Annotated in this window: 1 protein-coding gene and 1 pseudogene; both read left to right on the top strand. The window is 50.9% G+C overall.

The features are described 5' to 3' along the window. Positions 1–237 (top strand): annotated as a pseudogene (locus BLT02_RS13665) (RNA-guided endonuclease TnpB family protein); the annotation flags it as partial. A 194-nt stretch (positions 238–431) separates the two neighbouring features. Beyond that, positions 432–3,194, top strand: coding sequence for a ComEC/Rec2 family competence protein (locus tag BLT02_RS13660; protein WP_092996630.1), 2,763 nt, complete (start codon positions 432–434; stop codon positions 3,192–3,194). Positions 3,195–3,380: the final 186 nt, after the last annotated feature.

Below are 3,380 nucleotides of genomic sequence, written 5' to 3'. Positions count from 1 at the left end.
GCAGTCATTCTGACCGAAGAAAGCTATACGAGCGGTACCAGCTTCATCGATAATGAAGAGCCTATTAGGGAGTACTACAACAGGGCAAGACGCGTCTGCCGCGGGATGTTTATATCGGAAAACGGGACAAAGATAAACGCTGACCTGAATGGAGCCTATCAGATCATGAAAAAAGCATTCCCAGTACAATGGGATAGAGGGTGCGCGTTACACCCGGCTGTGGTAAATGTGGTGTGATCTCCATTGAACAGTGAAGGATACATATTATATTAAAATATTTGTATATAGTTTAATGATTTATATGTATTTCATGACGTGGTATATTTGTTGCAGGAAGATGCAGGAAAGATATAAGGAGATTTGCCGGTTTGCGGAAGAACCAAAAGATACTGGCAGATTTCGGAAACTGCAGAAAGGAGGTATGATCCTTCATGCGCAGACCGCTGTTTGCAGCCCTTGCGGGGTTTGCGGCGGCTGTCTGGCTCACCGTCCTTTTTATTCCATGGAGCCCCCGGGACTATGAACCCCTGCGCGGAAGCAGGCTGTTCGTTGACGGGACCGTCTGCGGGCTGGAATCAAAAAGAGAAGGGGACGGCATCGTATGGCGAATGATGCTGTCTGATGTCTCACGAGCAGACAACTTTAATGACTTTGGAATAGGAACAGGAGAATACCCTGGTAGCAGCCGCGACGACGGATCCGCCGGCGGATCGACGTCCGGGGATCCTGAACACCCTTTGGGCGGGCCCCCGGACAGGAACGGTCGTGTGCTCTGCATTCTGGACCAGGAACCGCGGGTCGACGTGAGCGCGCACGTCCGCCTTTGTGGTACGCTTTACCCCTTCCAGAGAGCCATGAACGACGGTGAGTTCGACCTCCGCCTCTATTATCACATTCTGCGTATCGAATATTCTCTTCGAGACGTGGAAATCCTCGCCGCCTCGGCACCTGCCGATCCTGCGGCGGCTTCCCTCTACCGTGTTAAAAAATCCATATCGACGCTCATTGACCGGTGTTTTTCAACGAAGAATTCGCCGGTCCTCAAAGCCGTGCTTCTCGGAGAAAAAGGCCTGCTTGAGGAAGAGACAAAAGACCTGTATCAGGGTGCCGGGATGATCCATATCCTGAGCATCAGCGGTGTCCATCTGTCCCTCCTCGGCATGGGCCTTTTTTCGTTGTCCGCAAAACTCAGGATCCCGCTGCCGGCCCGCGGGACACTGTCCATCCTGACCGTGATCCTGTATGGAAAAATGGTGGGCATGGGTACCTCCGTTTTCCGCGCGCTGGTCATGCTGACCCTCTATATTCTCTCCAAAGTGATCGGCAGGACCTATGACCTGCTCACAGCTGCCAGCATCGCCTGTGTCCTCCTGCTCCTGGACCAGCCCCTGTATCTGTACCATACCGGATTTCTGTTTTCCTTTGCGGCAGTGCTCTCCATGGGATTACTGCTGCCCGCCCTGCCGGGGAAAACACTGAAGTCGCTCGCCATACCCCTGGGAACCCTGCCTGTTTATCTGTGGACCTACGGGACCTTCCCGGTTTATTCCTTACTGCTCAATCTGATTGTCTTACCTCTTATGACAGTCGTGATGATCAGCGGCGGAGCCGCAGTCCTCGTTGGCGCAGTTTCAGGATACTATAAAAAACTTGGGTGCGGACTGATAACGCCGGGATCAGGGGGGCTGATCAAACCTTCTGGCGGAACCGGAGCAGCCACATCGATCGCCGGCTTTATAACCCGCGCTGCCGGCCTTCCTGCTGAACTGATCCTGGACCTCTACCGCTTTCTGGCTGAGATTTCCCAAAAGCTGCCCGGACATGAAATCGTCATCGGAAGACCGTCTGCCTTTCAGATCGTCGTCTACTATGCCATGCTTCTGGCGCTGGCAGCTTTTTCCTCCTGGCTGCAGCTGCCGTCTGTGCGTAAAAAGGTAGAAAATCCCGATGAGGATTACTTTTATGGCTCAATAATTAAAGACGCTCAAAACATGTATGGTTTACCGAATAAAAAGGGATTGAGAAATATTCTCACGATTCATCAACTTTTGAAAGATCGTTTAGTCCTGTCGACATTGAAAGCAAGAATGATCAGTATAGTCAGGATTATATGCACCCGCTTCAACCTTCGTGACAACAGGGAGAGAAGACATTTTGCCATGCTCTGTGCATCCTTCTGGATCACGATCTCAGTCCTGATTTTGGCGTTTCACTCTTTTCCGGCTTTCGAGATGGATTTCCTTTATGTCGGGCAGGGGGACGGGATCTATATCGGCTGCGGAAACAGGCACTTTCTGATCGACGGAGGAAGCTCTACAAAACAGGAACTGGCAAAATACACCCTGCTTCCTTTTCTACACTGCAGGGGTGTCGGACGTCTCGACGGTGTCATCCTGACCCATGAGGACGGCGACCATTCCAGCGGTCTTCTGGAATTCCTTGAAAATGCTGCCGCCGGACACGAACAGATTCGGATAGGATCAGTCTGGCTGCCGGACATAGCGGAAAAAGCAAAAGGGGAAAAATATCACAGGATTGAAGAATTGTGTGAACAACTGCGGATTCCCGTTACCTACATCAGCCGGGGACAGAGGCTTCGCGCAGGCACACTGACTATGGACTGCCTGCATCCGGCAAAGGGAGCAGCCTATGCCAGCGCAAACGAATATTCCACGACATTGCTGCTGCGGTATGAAAGCCGGGGAGAAGGCAGAGATATTAGCAAGATGGATTCTGAAAATCAGCAAGAACATCAAGAGGGGACCGAAGATATTGTCAAAAACAAGGAACAGCCAAATAGGAAAAACAGCAGAGTATTTACGGCACTGCTGACAGGGGACCTGGAGGGGCAGGGCGAGACTGACCTGCTTTCCTGGATGGATGAGACGGACATGAATAATCTGCACGCAGATGTTTTAAAAATTGCCCACCACGGATCAAGAAATGCAACCTCAGAAGACTTTCTCGAAGCTGTAAGTACAAATTTCGCAGTGATTTCAGCGGGCATTAATAATATGTACGGTCATCCGTCCGAAGAACTGTTAAACAGGCTGGAAGCAGCTGCCTTGCACACTTTTGTTTACAGGACAGATTTACAGGGGGAAATCTCCATCCGACACAAGAAGAAAGGAGGCGATTATCAAGTCAAAGCCTTTTTAAGCAGCACAACAGAGACTCCTGAAACTGTGAAATAGCAAGGAATTGGCAAGAAATTGGAAGGAATTGGCAAGAAATTGGCAAGGAATTGGGAAAAGCAAAGCGACGGAGACGTCTTAAGAGTAAAAGATCACCACCGCGGTAGAGGGAGCGAAGCAACCGGAGGCCGTGGCAGGTAAAAGGTCACGCATGTGGCGAAAAAGCGAAGCGACGGAGACGCTTCA

Origin of the sequence: Sarcina sp. DSM 11001 (assembly GCF_900101015.1) — a bacterium.
Taxonomy (GTDB): domain Bacteria; phylum Bacillota; class Clostridia; order Lachnospirales; family Lachnospiraceae; genus CAG-791.
Note: the sequence above shows the minus strand (reverse complement) of the source record. Positions and strands in the feature narration are given on the sequence as shown.

Coding starts and splice junctions, on each gene's coding strand:
- BLT02_RS13660 (WP_092996630.1), top strand. CDS start 432: ATGCGCAGACCGCTGTTTGCAGCCCTTGCGGGGTTTGCGGCGGCTGTC.